Below are 14,661 nucleotides of genomic sequence, written 5' to 3'. Positions count from 1 at the left end.
GGCCTAGGACTTCCCCGTGACTGTCAGGACGATAAGGACGCAATTGAGTCCCACGATCAGTGCAGCGCTGGTCCACCCGGCAATCCTCAATGGCGTGGAATCCGTGTGGATGCCCATGACTTCGCGCTTGCCGGTGAGCCGGATCAGCGGAATCAAGGCGAAAGGAATGCCGAAGCTCAGCAGGACTTGGCTCAGCACGAGTGCCAGCGTGGGTTCGATGCCCGCGCCGAGAATGACCAGCGCCGGGACCAGCGTAACCACCCGGCGGAGCAGTAGGGGTATTCGGATCTTAAGGAGCCCGCCCATGACCGTTGCTCCGGCGTAGCATCCGACGGACGTTGAAGCGAGGCCTGAGGCAAGCAAACCGATACCGAAAGCCACGCCGATGATCGGACCAAGGGCAGATGTCACAGCGGCATGGGCGCCGGCGATCGTGTCGGTTCCTTCGACTCCCCGCAGGCTGGACGCGGCCAAAAGGAGCATGGCGATGTTCACGACCCCGGCAAGCACCAAAGCCCCCACGACGTCCACACGGGTGATCTTGATGAGCCGCGTCCGTTCAGCGGGGTCCTCCGAGAAACCATGCCGGTCGCGGGCCAGGGCTGAATGCAGGTAGATCGCATGCGGCATGACCGTGGCGCCGAGCATGCTCGCGGCAAGCAGGACAGTGTCCGTGCCCTCGAACCGCGGCACCAGACCCGCCAATACGCCACCGGTCTCCGGGGGATTGACGAAGAGACCCGACACGAAACCGACGGCGATGACGGCCAAGAGCATCATGATGGCGTATTCAAAGGACTTCTGGCCCCGTGACGACTGGAGCGCCAGGAGCAACATGGAAGCCACTCCGATGATGATGCCGCCCATGAGAAGTGGCAGTCCGAAGAGGAGGTTGAGGGCCACGGCTCCGCCGATGACTTCGGCCATGTCGGTAGCCCCGGCCACCACCTCCGCCTGGACCCAGAACAGTCTGCGACGGTGGGTTCCCAAGCGTTTGCCCAGGAGCTCAGGAAGGCTGTGCCCGGTGGCCAAACCAAGTTTCGCCGATTGGTACTGCACCAGGACCGCCATGATGTTCGCCGCTACCAGGACCCACACGAGGAGGTAACCGTAATTCGCTCCCGCGGTGAGGTTTGCCGCGACGTTGCCCGGATCGACATAGGCGATCGCAGCCACGAAAGCCGGCCCCAACAGGAGCAGCCGGGACTTCCACCGGGGTTTGCTCGCCGGTCGCTCAACAATCGTGGCAGCCATGGTTTCCTCAACAGCGGGGATACGGACATGATGAGGATACCGTTAAGTTAGGCATACCGAAAAGTAGCTTTTAGGTGCAGCTTGATAAGCTCGCGCTTTGCCCAACTAACTAGCAGTAAGTGTCGCTTTGAGCCCTCAAAACGACACTTACTGCTAGTTAGTTGGGCGCGGCTCAGGCGTGGGTGGGTTCTTCCACCAATGCCGTGGCGATGCTGTCCGCGTCATCGAGTGCGGCGAGGTACCGTTCGGCATCCAGGGCCGCGGCGCAACCCGTGCCGGCGGCCGTAATGGCCTGGCGGTAGCGGTGGTCCACGGCGTCGCCGCAAGCGAAGACTCCGGAGAGGTTGGTAACAGTGGTGGGGGAATCCACCTTGATGTAACCCTCCGCGTCGAGTTCCACCTGTCCTGCGACAAGGTCCGTCCGCGGGACATGTCCAATGGCCACGAATATGCCCGTAGCCGCATGTTCACGCGATTCACCGGATCGAGTGTCGGCCAGGGTAACCCCGGTAACCTTGGCGTCGCCGTGGATCGCCGTGATCGCCGAGTTCCACGCGAAGCGGATTTTCGGATTGTCCTTGGCCCGTTGGGCCATGATCCGGGACGCCCTTAGCTCTTCCCTACGGACGACGACGGTCACGGTCTTCGCGAACCGGGTCAGGAACATCGCCTCTTCCATGGCGGAGTCGCCGCCCCCCACCACGATGATTTCCTGTTCGCGGAAGAAGAAGCCATCGCACGTGGCGCACCATGAAACGCCGTGTCCGCTCAGCCTCTTCTCTTCGGGCAAGCCGAGTTCTTTGTAGGCGGAACCGGTCGCAAGGATTACGGCCGGTGCCTCGTGGGTGTCGCCGGAGCCGGTGACCACGCGCTTGAGGTGCCCGGCCAGCTGGACTTGAGTGACGTCGTCGAACACTATCTTCGCGCCGAAGCGCCCGGCTTGTTCCTGCAGGCCATCCATGAGCTCGGGTCCCTGGATTCCGGCGGGGAATCCGGGGAAGTTTTCCACCTCCGTGGTGTTCATCAGCGCGCCGCCGGCGGTGACTGATCCGGCAAGGACGAGGGGGCTCAGGCCCGCCCGGGCGGCATAGATTGCCGCGGTGTAACCGGCGGGGCCGGATCCAATGATGATCAGTTGTTCTGTGCTCATGGGACAAGTGCAACAAGGTCGGGGGATTCAATCAAGGGCTCGTCAATCCATGTGCATAATGGGTGGATGTTCAGCGAAGCCGGAGCCGTCCTGATCCGGCCCATGAATCCCGAGGATTGGCCCTCGGTCCGTGCGATTTTCACGGAGGGTATCGAGACCGGGCAGGCAACCTTTGAAGCGGCAGCCCCGGACTGGGAACAGTTCAACGCGGGCCGCCTTCCTGATCACCGATTCGTCGCTGTTACATCCGGCCTCGTGGTGGGGTGGACTGCTGTTTCCCCTGTGTCTGCGCGCCCGGCATATGCCGGTGTCGTCGAACATTCCGTCTATGTCGCCGGTTCTGCGCGCGGACGGGGTGTTGGAGGTCTGCTGTTGAAAACGCTGGCTGCGTCGACCGAAGAGCACGGCATCTGGACCATCCAGTCGAGCATTTTCCCCGAGAACCAGGCCAGCATCCGCCTTCACGAGGCCAACGGATTCACCATTGTTGGCCGTCGCGAACGCATCGCACGCATGAGCACAGGGCCCCTTGCCGGCCAATGGCGCGACACGCTCCTGCTTGAACGGCGCTCACGCCGGGTCTGAGCAGCGCGGTCTGAGGAGGGCCGAGGGTGGCTTATGGCACTTGGCAGAGGCCGTTGAGGGCCGCCCACTGAAGGAGCATGATCGACTTTCCGTCCACGATGCGGCCGTCGTCGATCATGGCGAGGGCATCGGAGAAGGCAATCTCGATGGTTTCGATGTCCTCGCCATCCGCGGCTACTCCGCCGCCGGGGCCTGTCTGGTCCGCCGGGGTGTAGGGCGCGACGTAGAAGTGCAGCCGTTCGGTGACAGATCCGGGGCTCATGTATGCGTCGAAGACGTGCCGCAGCGTTCCGACGTCGACGCCGAGTTCCTCGCTTGCCTCGCGCCGGATGGCCGTTTCGGGATCGTCGTCGTCCAGCAATCCGGCAGCAGCCTCGATCAGCATGCCGTCCGGATGATCGTTGACATAGGCCGGAAAGCGGAACTGCCGCGTGAGCAGAACCGTGCCCCGGCCGGCGTCGTACAACAGAATCGTCGCGCCATTCCCGCGATCGTAGCTTTCGCGTTGCTCCGTGACCCATCGGCCGTCCCTGCGGCGGTAGTCGAAGGTGGTGCGACGCAGCACGTGCCAACCGTCGGAAGTCACTTCGACATTGCGCACCACCACGGCGGGATTGCGGTCGAGGCCTCGGCCGGCCTGGTCGAGACCGGTGCGGCCGCGGTGGTCGGGTACATCAATTCCAGGACGCAACGTCGTGGGCGGGGCATCGTTTCTCGGAGTCATCCCGCTAGAATAGTGCATGATCGTGCAACATCAGGAAGGAACGCGCATGCTTGCTGCCGAACGGCACCAATTTCTCCTCTCGCGGCTTGCCGCCGATGGCAAGGTGATCGCCAAAGACATCGCCCACGAACTCGGCCTGTCCGAAGACAGCGTGCGCCGCGATCTGCGCGAGCTTGCCGCGGCCGGGCTCTGCCAGCGCGTATACGGCGGTGCGCTGCCGGCTTCTCCTGCGATTGCCGACTATGCCACCCGCGCTACGGTCGAGCCGGAGAGCAAGGGGCGCATTGCTGCCTGCGCCATTTCGATGATCCAGCCGGGTTCCGCCGTGATCCTCGACGGCGGCACCAGCACCCTCGCGGTGGTCCACGCGCTGCCGGCGGAGCTCGACTGCACTGTGATTACCCACAGTCCGACCATCGCCTCGGCGCTTGTCGAGCATCCCCTCATCGAGGTGTTCCTCCTCGGGGGCCGCTTGTTCAAACACTCTGCCGTGACCTGCGGGGCTGCGGCCGTCGAGGCCACCCAGGCCGTTTCCGCCGAGTTGTTCTTCCTCGGCGTCACCGGAATCCACCCAGACCACGGACTCACCACCGCCGACGCAGACGAAGCCGCCATGAAGCGTGCCCTCGCCGCCCGTGCGGCAGATACGTACGTCCTCGCGAGCGCCGAGAAGATCGGGGCCGTTTCGCGCTACTCGGTGTTGCCTTTCGCCAGCGTCGCCGGCCTCATCACCGATGCGCCAGCCAACGATCCCACCATGCGGGAGCTCTCGCGCCTTGGCGTCGCCCTTGTCGGCGCTGGATAACCGGGCTTGCCCCTACCCGGACCGGTCCTCGTGTGCACGGGTGACGAAGTGTTCAACGCGCCGGTCCGGAACCAGCCAGATCATGGCCACGACGGTGTACGCGGCGACGGCGAGCAAAGGATGGAGGAAGCAGAGGCCAAGGCCGGCCACATAGATGAGCGGCGACGTCTTCCCCTTCCAGTCCCGGCCGATCGCCTGGGCCAGCGCACCCTGCCGGCCCTGGCGCCGGATCAACGACTGCTGCAGGACGTAGTAGGCAACGGCGGCGCACAGCAGGTTGAAACCGTAAGCCAGCACCGGGACCTCGGCGAAGCCCGACTCATCCATCCAACGTGTGCTGAACGGGAAGAGGGATATCCAGAACAGCAAGTGCAGGTTCGCCCAGAGAATTCGGCCGTTGACCCGATCCGCCAGATGGATCATGTGGTGGTGGTTGTTCCAGTAGATCCCCACGTAGACGAAGCTGAGCAAATAGCTGAGGAACGTGGGAAAGACGCTCAGCAAGGCATGCCAGCTAGGCTCCGCGGGCACCCGCAGCTCAAGCACCATGATGGTGATGACGATCGCGAGGACGCCGTCGCTGAATGCCTCAAGCCGGTTCTTGTTCATCGCATTGCCTTCATGGGGACATCATCGTTGCTGCGGACTCCCGCGGCCAAGAGATTACGCCCGCCCTTCCCGCCTAGCCCAGCGTGGAGGCATCAATGACGAAGCGGTACCGCACATCGGAGGCGAGGACCCGCTCGTAAGCGTCGTTGATCTTCTCGGCCGGGATGACTTCGATCTCGGCCCCCAGCCCGTGTTCGGCGCAGAACTCGAGCATTTCCTGGGTCTCCCGGATGCCCCCGATCGCCGATCCGGCGAACGAACGCCGGCCCCCGATGAGTGCGAAGGCGTTGACCGGCAGCGGTTCCGCCGGTGCGCCCACGTTCACCAGCGCGCCGTCGAGCGCCAGCAACTGAAGGTAGGAGCTGATGTCGATCGGGGCGCTGACGGTGTTGATGATCAGGTCGAAGGTCCGCGCGAGCTTTTCGAAGGTGGCCGGCTCGCTCGTGGCGAAGTACTGGTCCGCGCCCAAACGCAGGCCGTCTTCCATCTTCTTGAGCGACTGGGACAGCACCGTCACCTCGGCGCCCATGGCGTGCGCGAGCTTGACGGCCATGTGGCCCAGCCCGCCGAGTCCGACGACGCCGACCTTCTTGCCCGGTCCGGCACCCCAATGCCGGAGAGGCGAATACGTGGTGATGCCTGCGCACAGCAGGGGAGCGGCGGCGTCGAGCGCTATCCCTTCGGGGATCCGCACCACGAAGTCCTCGGTCACGACGACGTGGGTGGAGTATCCGCCCTGGGTGATGGTGCCGTCGCGGTCAACGGCGCCGTAGGTCCCGGTCATGCCTTTCAGGCAGTACTGCTCCTCGCCCTTGCGGCAGTTAACGCACTCGCCACAGGAGTTGACCATGCAGCCCACGCCTACCCGGTCGCCGACCTTGTGGCGGGTCACGTCGGAGCCGATTTCGGTGACGATTCCGGCGATTTCGTGGCCGGGGGCGAGCGGGTAGGACTGCGGTCACCAGTCGCCGCGGACTGTGTGGATGTCTGAATGGCAGATGCCCGCGTACTTGATCTCGATGAGCACGTCGTGGGCGCCGACGTCGCGGCGCTCAATGGTGGTCGGAACGAGGGCTTCGCTTGCGGACGGGGCTGCGTAAGCATTGACGGTCAGCATTATTCTCCTGTTGGTGGACGGAGGATTGGCACTATCCATCCAACAGGAGAATTCCGACGTGAGGGAGTCCCTGCTGGTAGGGGTACTGGCAGGGACTCCCTCAACGGAAGGGGATCCGTTGCGGACTAGCTGGCGCCGAGGAAGATCGGGTTCGTCAGCGCTGCCATGGGACCGAGCGGGATGACTGTTCCCATCTCCGTGCCGCTGCCGGATGTTCCGTCGATCTTCGGATGCCGGACCTCAACGCGCACGTAAGCCGCGAGCTGCGGGGTGGTGACCCAGGTGCTCGTTCCCTGGCCCGACGCGGGAAGGGTGACCTGCTGGGTCTGTCCTTCATCCGTGATGAAGCGTACGACGCCGTTCGGCACGCCGGCGATTTTCGCCGTCACCGTGACGGGGGCACCTGCCGCGACGTTGAGCCGCTCGCCCACGGTCGCGCTCTTGCCGCCGGACGTGACCTGGAAGTCCACCGAGACGTCAGCCGACTCGGCGATCCAGTTCCGGCCATTGCGGATGCCGTCCAGCAGGGCATCGCGGGACAACGCTGCGGCGTTGACCACGTTGTGCGGGAAGCCAATGACCTGCGGGACGCTGTGGGCGTCGCTGTTGCCCATCGCCGGGAGCCACCGGCCACCGGTACGGACGGAGTGCGCGAGCATCGAATCCCAGGTGTTGACGGAGGACTCGTCGTCCAGGGTCCACGGGCCCGTCCATACCTCAACCGCATCGGCGTCGTCATAGCCGAACTTCCAGCGGCAGGCGACATACGGGCAGTACGGGTGAGCCGGAACAACAATTCCGCCCGAGGCGTGGATCCGCTGGGCTTCCTGCTCGAACCCCTTGTCGCGGGCACGGTAGCGCCAGTCGATCCATTCGCCCGGCTCCAGGCCGAGCGCGAGGTAGTGGCCGTTGCGCGTGGTGACTTCCTCGCCCGTGAGGATGAGCAGGTCGTTGCCGGCAAGCGGCCCCCAGACGCCGTGCGATGCCGGCGTGTTGTGGTCCGTCGAGATCATGAAGTCGAGGCGCGCGGCGCGGGCGCCGGCTGCGACGTCCTCGGGCGTGCGCTTTCCGTCCGAGTAGACGGTGTGCAGGTGGGCGTCCCCGCGGTACCAGCCTGCGCCGCGGCCGGCAACCTGCTGCGGCGGATACTGGGGCTTGAAAGGGGCGACGTCGGGTCCGTACTCAAGCGTGACGTTCACCGTGTAGTCAAGGCCCTGCTCGGCCACCTGGTACGGGCCAAGAACGACGTTCCACGTGCCCTTCCCAATCGGCCCCGGCAGGTAACCCGGCGTCGTGTCGCCGGCGCTGATGCTGAATTCGGTGCGGAAACCACCGGACCAGCCGCGGAATCCCTTCCCGGCGAGGTCGGTACCCTTCTCATCGAAGATTCCGATGTCGCAGGCGTTCGTGAGAAGTCCGGAGGCCACCTGGGGCTTGCTGTAGGTGTACGAAACGCTGATCTTGTTGACGCCGGCCGGGACCTCGATCGGCAAATAGACGAAGTCCGCTGCTCCCGGATCCAGATGGCCGGTGATCGTCTTGCTCTTGCTGGTTCCGGTAGCGGCTGCCGCGAACGAAACCGGGGCCAGGGTCAGAGCCGCGCCGGTCAGTGCGGCGGCCAGGAAGCCGCGCCGGGTAGAGGAAAAGGAGACATTGTCGCCCGAATGGGCTTTGCATGGTGAAGTCACTCACTCGATGTTGCACACCGTTACTGAACAGTAGGCAACGGAACCAAGAACGCAGCATGAAAGCGGGAGCGTCAGCAAGCGGAGTCCATTCAGTGGACCCGTCGTCAATTGGCCCTTGCCACGAGCCATGCCCGGCCTTACTGTTCTTGGCATGCACCAAGGGCTGGGGCGACGGCGCAACCATTCCCATGTACCGAACAGGACGGTGTTTTAGATGTGCGATATTCCGGGTTTGATCAGTCGCCTTGAAGCCCAAGACCTCGCTCGATTGCGCGAGGCAGGCAAAGAAAAGCCCCTGGAACCGGGGATGATCGCCGCTATTGATGCCGCGGCCGGCGGGCCGGGCGAGGGCCGCGGGTACTACGTGGTCAGCGGTTCCCTGTATCCGATCGAAGCCAGGGACTACCACCTCAGGGAAGATGTGGCGGAGGCGCTGTTCGCGGCGGAAGGAACATCCGTAGGCGCCACGGCCTAGGCCCGGGGACGCCGTAACCCAAGCCGCAGGCACCGGCCCGCACTGGAAAAAACAGGTGGGCCGGCGGTGTGGTCTGGAGGGTGCTTGTGACTACAGCGCGCCCAACAGCTCCTGCATTTCCTTGATCTCGGCCTCCTGCGCCGTCACGATGTCCTTGCCGAGTTTGAGGGCATCGGCGTTCTTACCGTCGGTGCCTTCCTTCTGCGCCATGGCCACGGCCCCTTGGTGGTGGGCGATCATGTGGGTCAGGAACAGCCTGGCTGCATCCCGGCCTTGGGTGGCCTCGAGTTTCGTCATGTCCTCGTTGTCCACCATTCCGTTCATGGTGTGGCCGCCCGACATCCCCGCGGGCTCGTTCCAGTCCTTGAGCCAGCCGGTCATCTTCTCGATCTCCGGGCCTTGGGCTGCCTTGATCCTGCCGGCGAGCGCAGTCACTTGGGCAGGGATGCCGTTCTTGGCGAGTATGACGTCGCTCATCTGGACGGCCTGGGCATGGTGGGGGATCATCATCCGGGCAAACTCGGCATCCGCCGCGTTATGGTCTCCCGCGGTCGCCGCGGCCGGGGATGCGGCCGAACCAGACGAAGAGGCGCTTCCGTGGTCCATTCCCGGCATGCTGCTGCCGCCGGTTCCGGCCGAGCAGCCGGCGAGCGCGATTGCTGTGGCCACGGTAAAGGTGGCGAGGGTCAGGTTTTTTCTCATGGTTTTGGGGTCCTTCAATCAATCAGCCTGCAGAAGCGCGGCTGCGTGGGACGCGCACAGCAAGCCCACTGTGTGGGGCGGCGCGTCAGGGTGGAGTCTTGTGCAGCGGGTCGGCAGCCCGGTGCGGCGGTGGATTTTACGTGCGGCTGATGCAGAGATCGCCCGGGGAAGGACTACCCGGGCGATGCGAATATCCGGAGACCAGGGTACCGGCCTCTGACGTGCCCGCATTGGCGTAGGGCGGGACACCTGGTAGGGGTGCTGTCAGGGTGTTATGGCCCGGAGCGGGGACGCAGACGGCGTGCAGGGCCGACATCGTGGTGCACGTGCCCGGGCTTGCACACGACTGCGCCGGAGATGAATCCGCGTGCTGAACTATGTGCGACGGGCCGATGACAGTGGCGGGGCCCACGACGGCGGACTGGCCCATAGCCGGGGTGGCGTGCATGCTGTGCCCACCCGCCATGACATGCATCCCGACGATTCCGCCGATGATCGCGAGCAGTCCTGCCAACAGGCCCGTGCGGATGAGGAAGGCGGTGGCGCGGCCCCGTGAGGGGTCGGTCATGGTCTTCCTCCTTCCGTAGCTTGTTCGCCCGGTTCGCGGGCTTTACGACGGCTTCAACGAGTATAGGCGCCGTTCAGTTTCATTCTGCCGCGCTCACCCTGCCATCGTCCGTCCTGTCATGGTCCTTGGTGGTTGCGCGGCTTTCGCGGCGGCGGCTTCGCGGGCCAGGAATGCTCCGAGCTCGCCGATGGTGCTCATCAAGGGAGCCGGGAAGACGACCGTGGTGTTCTTGTCCACGCCGATCTCCACCATGGACTGCAGGTTGCGCAACTGCAGGGCCAGTGGATGGGCCATCATGGTGTCAGAGGCCATGCCCAGCGCGGCAGCGGCCAGGGACTCGCCTTCGGCGGCGATGATCTTGGCGCGCTTTTCACGCTCGGCCTCGGCCTGGCGGGCCATGGCGCGCTTCATGCTGTCCGGCAGTTGGATGTCCTTGAGTTCCACGAGGGTCACTTCGACGCCCCATTCCAAGGTCAGTCCGTCCAGGATCTGGCGGATGTTGGCATTGATGACGTCCGTTTCTGCGAGCGTTTCGTCGAGGGTGTGCTGACCCACCACCTTGCGAAGCGTGGTTTGTGCGATCTGGTCGATCGCGGCGTAGACGTTTTCGATGGCCAGGACGGACTTGATGGCGTCCACCACCCGGAAATACGCGACGGCGGAAATGTCTAGGCTGACATTGTCCCGGGTGATGATGCCCTGGGACTGGATCGGCATGGTGACGATCCGCAGGGAGACCTTCCTCAGGCGGTCGACGAACGGGATGATGATCACAAGGCCCGGGGTCCGGAGGCCCTGGATCCTCCCAAGCCTCAACAGGACACCGCGCTCATACTGCGTGACAATGTGGACGGCCATCGCAAACCAGATGACCAGCAGGACAATCAAGACAATCAGCCAGGTGATGGCGTCCGCTGTCATGGCCGCACACCGGCTTCGTCGCTAAGTGCTAATGCGTTCATGGCGGAGATCCTTCGGTGGCAGTGGAGGGAAAAGGGAGCCCACTTTCCGCAACGAGGCAGGCGAACCCGCTTACGTTGTATCTCCAGTAAATACCTTGGAATCGCCGAGTTGTAGGGCCATAAATGAAAGGAACGCCCTCTGGGACGTTCCTCTCAATTTCGTGGCTTAGACCCTTTCGCGGGTCCGGTCGATAACCGGCTCCGGATCGTTCCTGAACTCACGGTAGCGGCGTGGGAAGGCCCAGAACATGAAGTCCTTCGCGTCGACCTTGGGCTCAGGGCGTTCCTCGGGTTCCTGTGAGGCATCTTTCCTGGTGTCCCGCCGGAAATCCTTGTTGTAGCCGTAGCACATCACAGACCTCCTTCTAGCAACTGCCCTTTAATCGTCCTCCCGATTCGGCAAGCAGTCCACCTTTCAACGGCTGATCCGCTTATAGGCACAATGGAGGAGTGAAATCCCCACCCGTTCCCCGGAATGCCGCGCTCGCATACCGCCCTTTCGACCTGGACACCATCGGCGAGGGACTCGTCTTCGGAGAATCGCTGGGGGAACTCGCCAAAGCCCTCGATACAAGGGGAACGGCAGGAACCGCCGTCGTGCAAGCGCCCCCGGGGACCGGCAAGACGACGCTCGTGCCGCCCTTGCTTGCCAACATCCTGCTCGCCGACGGCGCGGCCGGCGCGGTGACCGGAAGGCAGCGCCCCCGGGTGATCGTGACCCAACCACGGCGGGTCGCCGCACGCTCAGCGGCACGGCGCCTCGCCGCTCTCGACGGCAGCCGGCTCGGCGAACGGGTCGGATACACGGTCCGCGGCGAAAGCCAGGCGGGCCCCGGGACCATAATCGAGTTCGTGACTCCCGGAATCCTCCTGCGCCGCCTGCTCGCGGATCCGGGGCTTGAGACCGCCGGGGCTGTGATCCTGGACGAGGTCCACGAGCGCGGCCTGGAGACGGACCTGTTGCTCGGAATGCTCATCGAAGTCCGTGAGCTGCGGGAGGACCTCATGCTCGTCGCGATGTCCGCAACCCTCGACGCGCCGCGGTTTGCCGCGCTGATTGGAGGCCCCGGAGAAGGCACAGGCGGAAAGCACGACGGCGGCGGGCCGGCACCCGTCGTCGACTGTCCGTCCGCGCTGCATCCCTTGACGGTGGACTGGGCGCCCGCGGCAGGTCCACGGTTGGACGGACGCGGCGTGACCCGCGCCTTCCTGGACCATGTGGCGGACACTGCCGCGTCGTCGTACGCGGACACCCTCGCAGCTGATCCGGACATCGACGCCCTGGTGTTCCTTCCTGGTGCGTGGGAGGTCTCCCACGTCGCGTCCCGGCTGCGCGCCAGACTGGCTGCGAGGGCCAGGGACGTGGAGGTATTGGAGCTTCACGGCCAGGCAAGCCCGGCCGAACAAGACCGGGCGGTCTCCGGCAGGGAGCCCGGCGGATCTCCCCGGATTATCGTCTCGACTGCCCTGGCCGAATCCTCCCTGACCGTTCCGGGAGTGCGGCTGGTCATCGACGCGGGGCTGTCCCGTGAACTGCGGCGCGACGCCAACCGCGGCATGTCCGGCCTGGTCACGGTCTCCTGCTCCCGTGCCTCCGCCGAACAACGCGCAGGACGCGCTGCACGCCAAGGGCCAGGACGAGTGGTCCGCTGCTACGAGCACAAGGCATACGGCGCCGCACCGGCCCACCCCACACCGGAAATTGCGGCCGCCGACCTGACGGGCGCGGCCCTCGTCCTCGCGTGTTGGGGATCGCCGGGGGGCCGGGGGCTCGCACTTCCGGACTCCCCGCCCCAAGGCGCGATGGACGATGCCATTGAAGTGCTGCGGGAACTTGGCGCCATCGACGCGGACGGACTTGCCACGGACGTGGGGAAGACCCTGGCCCGGATCCCCGCCGATCCACGACTGGCCCGCGCATTGCTGGATGGTGCCGCCACTGTCGGGCACCGGGCGGCTGCCGAGGCTGTCGCCCTCGTGGCAGGGGATCAACGGGCTCCCGGAGCTGACTTGACGCGCCTGCTGGCCACACTCCGGGCAGGCAAGGACCCCGCGGCCCGGCGTTGGGCCGAGGATGTCCGCCGCATGGAGGCGATCGCACGCCAGGAGCGATCCGGCGTCGGGCCTTCCCTGACCGCACCGCCGAGCCTGCCTTCACTGGCGAGTCCTGCCGAAGCCTTGGGGTTCGTGGTCGCGCTTGCGTTCCCCGACCGTGTTGCGCGCCGCGTTCCAGGCACCGGCCCTGAACGCTACCTGCTGACGTCGGGAACACGTGCCGGGCTGCCGGCGGGCAGTCCGCTCGCCGGCCACGATTGGCTCGCTGTGGCCGAGGTATCCCGTGCGGACGGCCGGGATGCGGCAGGCACTGGCGCCGTCATCCGTTCCGCTGCACCTTTGGCGGCGGATGCGGCGGAAGCTGCCGCCAGCCACCTCCTGAGCGATACGGTGGAAGCCGAATTCACGCGGGGCCGCGTCACCGCCAGGCGGGAACGGCGGCTGGGTGCGATTCTGCTTTCGTCGACGCCCGTACGGCCCACCATCGACGACGGTCGCGCTGCCGTAGCCCGCGCCCTGGCGAAAGAAGGCCTGGGGACCATTGGCTGGTCGACGGCAGCCGATACCTTGCGCCGGCGACTGGCTTTGCTGCACAGGGAACTGGGCGATCCATGGCCGGACGTCTCCGAGCCCGCCTTGCTGGCCAGGCTGGAGAAGTGGCTGGCACCGGAGCTCGAAGCGCTCGCAGGAGGCGCTGCGACGAACGGGATCGACCTGGCCGAGCCGTTGCGGCGGCTTTTGCCGTGGCCCGAGGCGGCCCGGCTCGGTGAGCTGGCGCCGGAATGGCTTGAGGTGCCGAGCGGTTCCCGGGTGCGGATCGACTATCCGGACGTTGCCGACGACGACGGCCGGCCGGTCGTGGCGGTCAAGTTGCAGGAGTGCTTCGGCTGGGCTGCGACGCCGCGCTTGGTAGGCGGACGGGTGCCGGTGCTGTTCCACCTTCTTTCTCCGGCCAGGCGACCGCTGGCCGTGACAGCTGACCTGGCCTCCTTTTGGTCCGGCCCGTACGCCCAGGTCCGTGCGGAGATGCGCGGGCGCTATCCGAAGCATCCCTGGCCCGAGGACCCGTGGACAGCGCCAGCAACGGCCAAGACCAAGGGGAAGATGTGATCCCGGCTTGCCGGTGGTTCCAGCTGGCTGGGAGGCGTTCACAGGCTTTTTCTTTAGGATGCCACGGTGATGAACATGGAATTGCGTCCCGCTGACCTTGCCAACGACTGGTGGCAGGCCGTGCTGCGGGGATTCACCACACAAGAGGTCCCGAACCTTGCGACCCCTGTTGTGCTGGGCATCTTGGCTGCTGCCGTCGTACTGAGCATCCCGCGCGCCACCTGGCGCTGGTTTGGCCTTTATGTGACCTTCGTGCATGAACTGGGCCACGCGTTCGCTGCCCTCATGACGGGGCGGGTCGTCCACGGCCTCCGGATCGGGCTGGACCACTCCGGACAGCTCCTGAGCAGCGGGCGCGGCAAATTCGGCGCAGCCTGGTCCGGGTTCTGGGGATATCCGAGTCCCGCCGTGGTAGGCGTGGCGCTCATCTGGTCCGTGTCGGCAGGGCGGTCCGGGGCAGCCATGTCCATCGGCGCGCTGGTGTTGCTGCTCGCACTGATCTTTCTGCGGAACTTCACGGGAATCTTCGTGGCGCTCCTCAGTGCCGCGATTGCCCAGTTGCTTGTCATGTTCGCCACTCCCTCGACGGTAAGCCATGTGGTACTCGGACTTGGCATAGCCCTCGAGGTGGGCGCCGTGCGGGATTGGTTCAAGGTGGCTTCGGTCCACACCCGTCGGCGCGACCGGCTCGCGTCGTCGGATGCCTACATCCTGGCCCGGTCCACGGGGGTGCCGTCCTTGCTGTGGCTCGTGGCTTTCGCCGTTGTCATCGCAGCAAGCGCGGTGTTTTCCCTTCGCACGGTGTGGGGCATGCTCTCCTAAGGCTGCGGTTTCGGCACGGACTGGGTCGATTGCTC

Annotated in this window: 14 protein-coding genes and 1 pseudogene; 5 read left to right on the top strand and 10 right to left on the bottom strand. The window is 65.3% G+C overall.

The genetic code is table 11. From position 1 onward, the window contains the following. Positions 1-3: 3 nt before the first annotated feature. Both QRN51_RS00880 and trxB read right to left on the bottom strand, forming a co-directional pair. Entirely contained in the window at positions 4-1,254 is a 1,251-nt protein-coding gene (locus QRN51_RS00880) for an Nramp family divalent metal transporter (RefSeq protein ID WP_059389316.1), read from the bottom strand. 172 nt (positions 1,255-1,426) lie between these two features. After that, positions 1,427-2,404, bottom strand: coding sequence for a thioredoxin-disulfide reductase (gene trxB, locus QRN51_RS00875; RefSeq protein ID WP_284988260.1), 978 nt, complete (start codon positions 2,402-2,404; stop codon positions 1,427-1,429). A 66-nt stretch (positions 2,405-2,470) separates the two neighbouring features. Here trxB and QRN51_RS00870 point away from each other — a divergent pair, with 66 nt between their 5' ends. Next, the gene (locus tag QRN51_RS00870; protein WP_284988259.1) at positions 2,471-2,989 is read left to right on the top strand and encodes a GNAT family N-acetyltransferase; all 519 of its coding nucleotides are present in this window, start codon (positions 2,471-2,473) and stop codon (positions 2,987-2,989) included. A 31-nt stretch (positions 2,990-3,020) separates the two neighbouring features. Here the strand turns inward: QRN51_RS00870 and QRN51_RS00865 are convergent, their stop codons facing one another. Then, positions 3,021-3,713, bottom strand: coding sequence for an NUDIX domain-containing protein (locus tag QRN51_RS00865; protein ID WP_284988258.1), 693 nt, complete (start codon positions 3,711-3,713; stop codon positions 3,021-3,023). A 46-nt stretch (positions 3,714-3,759) separates the two neighbouring features. Between QRN51_RS00865 and QRN51_RS00860 the strand changes: the two genes are divergently transcribed. After that, complete coding sequence (locus QRN51_RS00860; protein ID WP_284988257.1) at positions 3,760-4,518, top strand: DeoR/GlpR family DNA-binding transcription regulator; 759 nt, start codon at positions 3,760-3,762, stop codon at positions 4,516-4,518. Positions 4,519-4,530: 12 nt separating this feature from the next. Here QRN51_RS00860 and QRN51_RS00855 read toward each other — a convergent pair whose 3' ends face one another. The 3 genes and pseudogenes from QRN51_RS00855 to QRN51_RS00845 form a co-directional block, all read right to left on the bottom strand. Next, the gene (locus QRN51_RS00855; RefSeq protein ID WP_284988256.1) at positions 4,531-5,127 is read right to left on the bottom strand and encodes a TMEM175 family protein; all 597 of its coding nucleotides are present in this window, start codon (positions 5,125-5,127) and stop codon (positions 4,531-4,533) included. A gap of 73 nt (positions 5,128-5,200) precedes the next feature. After that, positions 5,201-6,244, bottom strand: a pseudogene (locus tag QRN51_RS00850) (NAD(P)-dependent alcohol dehydrogenase). 125 nt (positions 6,245-6,369) lie between these two features. After that, on the bottom strand, positions 6,370-7,932 hold the full coding sequence (locus QRN51_RS00845; protein WP_284988255.1) for a CehA/McbA family metallohydrolase: 1,563 nt from the start codon (positions 7,930-7,932) through the stop codon (positions 6,370-6,372). Positions 7,933-8,164: 232 nt separating this feature from the next. On the opposite strand from QRN51_RS00845, the gene QRN51_RS00840 reads away from it, so the two are divergent. Then, the gene (locus QRN51_RS00840; protein WP_284988254.1) at positions 8,165-8,407 is read left to right on the top strand and encodes a hypothetical protein; all 243 of its coding nucleotides are present in this window, start codon (positions 8,165-8,167) and stop codon (positions 8,405-8,407) included. Between the two features lie 90 nt (positions 8,408-8,497). Here QRN51_RS00840 and QRN51_RS00835 read toward each other — a convergent pair whose 3' ends face one another. The 4 genes from QRN51_RS00835 to QRN51_RS00820 all read right to left on the bottom strand — a co-directional run bounded on the left by QRN51_RS00835 (position 8,498) and on the right by QRN51_RS00820 (position 10,991). Further along, positions 8,498-9,109, bottom strand: a complete 612-nt coding sequence (locus tag QRN51_RS00835) for a DUF305 domain-containing protein (RefSeq protein WP_284988253.1) — start codon at positions 9,107-9,109, stop codon at positions 8,498-8,500. Between the two features lie 136 nt (positions 9,110-9,245). Continuing rightward, a complete protein-coding gene (locus QRN51_RS00830; protein ID WP_284988252.1) occupies positions 9,246-9,677 on the bottom strand; it encodes a hypothetical protein in 432 nt (143 codons plus the stop codon). A 93-nt stretch (positions 9,678-9,770) separates the two neighbouring features. Next, the gene (locus tag QRN51_RS00825; RefSeq protein ID WP_059389307.1) at positions 9,771-10,598 is read right to left on the bottom strand and encodes a slipin family protein; all 828 of its coding nucleotides are present in this window, start codon (positions 10,596-10,598) and stop codon (positions 9,771-9,773) included. A 207-nt stretch (positions 10,599-10,805) separates the two neighbouring features. After that, positions 10,806-10,991, bottom strand: a complete 186-nt coding sequence (locus tag QRN51_RS00820) for a hypothetical protein (RefSeq protein WP_059389306.1) — start codon at positions 10,989-10,991, stop codon at positions 10,806-10,808. 98 nt (positions 10,992-11,089) lie between these two features. Between QRN51_RS00820 and hrpB the strand changes: the two genes are divergently transcribed. Next, positions 11,090-13,804, top strand: coding sequence for an ATP-dependent helicase HrpB (gene hrpB, locus QRN51_RS00815; protein ID WP_284988251.1), 2,715 nt, complete (start codon positions 11,090-11,092; stop codon positions 13,802-13,804). A 69-nt stretch (positions 13,805-13,873) separates the two neighbouring features. Beyond that, on the top strand, positions 13,874-14,626 hold the full coding sequence (locus QRN51_RS00810) for a M50 family metallopeptidase (RefSeq protein WP_284988318.1): 753 nt from the start codon (positions 13,874-13,876) through the stop codon (positions 14,624-14,626). Positions 14,627-14,661 lie beyond the last annotated feature (35 nt).

Origin of the sequence: Arthrobacter sp. efr-133-TYG-120, assembly GCF_030209785.1 — a bacterium.
Lineage (GTDB): Bacteria > Actinomycetota > Actinomycetes > Actinomycetales > Micrococcaceae > Arthrobacter.
This window is presented reverse-complemented; position numbering and strand designations above follow the sequence as displayed.

Coding starts and splice junctions, on each gene's coding strand:
- QRN51_RS00880 (WP_059389316.1), bottom strand. CDS start 1,254: ATGGCTGCCACGATTGTTGAGCGACCGGCGAGCAAACCCCGGTGGAAG.
- trxB (WP_284988260.1), bottom strand. CDS start 2,404: ATGAGCACAGAACAACTGATCATCATTGGATCCGGCCCCGCCGGTTAC.
- QRN51_RS00870 (WP_284988259.1), top strand. CDS start 2,471: ATGTTCAGCGAAGCCGGAGCCGTCCTGATCCGGCCCATGAATCCCGAG.
- QRN51_RS00865 (WP_284988258.1), bottom strand. CDS start 3,713: ATGACTCCGAGAAACGATGCCCCGCCCACGACGTTGCGTCCTGGAATT.
- QRN51_RS00860 (WP_284988257.1), top strand. CDS start 3,760: ATGCTTGCTGCCGAACGGCACCAATTTCTCCTCTCGCGGCTTGCCGCC.
- QRN51_RS00855 (WP_284988256.1), bottom strand. CDS start 5,127: ATGAACAAGAACCGGCTTGAGGCATTCAGCGACGGCGTCCTCGCGATC.
- QRN51_RS00835 (WP_284988253.1), bottom strand. CDS start 9,109: ATGAGAAAAAACCTGACCCTCGCCACCTTTACCGTGGCCACAGCAATC.
- QRN51_RS00830 (WP_284988252.1), bottom strand. CDS start 9,677: ATGACCGACCCCTCACGGGGCCGCGCCACCGCCTTCCTCATCCGCACG.
- QRN51_RS00825 (WP_059389307.1), bottom strand. CDS start 10,598: ATGACAGCGGACGCCATCACCTGGCTGATTGTCTTGATTGTCCTGCTG.
- QRN51_RS00820 (WP_059389306.1), bottom strand. CDS start 10,991: ATGTGCTACGGCTACAACAAGGATTTCCGGCGGGACACCAGGAAAGAT.
- QRN51_RS00810 (WP_284988318.1), top strand. CDS start 13,874: ATGAACATGGAATTGCGTCCCGCTGACCTTGCCAACGACTGGTGGCAG.